This window comes from Chryseobacterium phosphatilyticum, assembly GCF_002899825.2.
Classification (GTDB): domain Bacteria; phylum Bacteroidota; class Bacteroidia; order Flavobacteriales; family Weeksellaceae; genus Chryseobacterium; species Chryseobacterium phosphatilyticum.
The window spans coordinates 1-1,145 of record NZ_PPED02000018.1 but is presented as its reverse complement, the minus strand read 5'-3'; the positions used below and the strand labels follow the sequence as shown (position 1 = coordinate 1,145).

At 59.0% G+C, this 1,145-nt stretch carries 2 tRNA genes and 1 rRNA gene; all 3 read left to right on the top strand.

Annotated elements, in window-relative coordinates:
- Window positions 1-550: ribosomal RNA gene (locus tag C1631_RS25200) — 16S ribosomal RNA — on the top strand; the annotation flags it as partial.
- A gap of 205 nt (window positions 551-755) precedes the next feature.
- Window positions 756-832: transfer RNA gene (locus C1631_RS25195), tRNA-Ile, on the top strand.
- A gap of 6 nt (window positions 833-838) precedes the next feature.
- A tRNA-Ala gene (locus C1631_RS25190) sits at window positions 839-914 on the top strand.
- The last annotated feature ends 231 nt before the right edge of the window (window positions 915-1,145 follow it).

Sequence of the window (1,145 nt, the reverse complement as noted above, 5' to 3'; positions counted from 1 at the left end):
TGACATGGCATGTTACCTCGAGAGATCGGGGATCCTCTTCGGAGGCGTGCACACAGGTGCTGCATGGCTGTCGTCAGCTCGTGTCGTGAGATGTTGGGTTAAGTCCCGCAACGAGCGCAACCCACGTCCTTAGTTGCCATCATTCAGTTGGGCACTCTAGGGAGACTGCCGGTGATAAGCCGCGAGGAAGGTGTGGATGACGTCAAGTCCTCATGGCCCTTACGGGATGGGCTACACACGTGCTACAATGGCGGTGACAGTGGGACGCGAAGCCGCGAGGTGGAGCAAATCCCCAAAAACCGTCTCAGTTCGGATTGCACTCTGCAACTCGGGTGCATGAAGGCGGAATCGCTAGTAATCGTGGATCAGCACGCCACGGTGAATACGTTCCCGGGCCTTGTACACACCGCCCGTCACACCATGGGAGTTGGTCTTACCCGACGGCGCTGCGCCAACCGCAAGGAGGCAGGCGACCACGGTAGGGTCAGCGACTGGGGTGAAGTCGTAACAAGGTAGCCGTAGGGGAACCTGCGGCTGGATCACCTCCTTTCTAAGGATGCTGTTTTAGGATGGTCGGCAGCCGCAAGGCTGATGACCCGCTCCTCTCACGGCGTCATTGGATACACGAAGTCCAGTCAGGACTTCATTTGGCGGGACGCGAATAAGCCGTCCTCGTTTCTCTTTCTCATCCGGATAGCGGGCTCGCTGAGCGCCTGTTGCGTGACGCAACGGTGGCGGCTCAGGTGACCGGCTCGGGGCCTGTAGCTCAGGTGGTTAGAGCGCACCCCTGATAAGGGTGAGGTCGGACGTTCGAGTCGTCCCAGGCCCACCATGATCAGGGGACGTAGCTCAGCTGGGAGAGCAGTTGCTTTGCAAGCATCAGGTCGTCGGTTCGATCCCGTCCGTCTCCACCATCTTCTTGTTGGATGTGCCGTGAGGCGCACCGAGAGGATGGACTGAGATCGGCAAAAGCATCCGGAGAGAAGGTCAGAGTTTGCCTCTGCCAGCGCCTTGCGCAGCAGACGGCATCGTTGAAGAACATCGTAAAGAGGGAATGTGACCGCGGGTCCTGCGAAAGCAGGGTGCCCGTTGAAGGTTATGTTCGGCAAGCATGTGATGCGGGTTCCGAGAGGGGCCTGCATCAC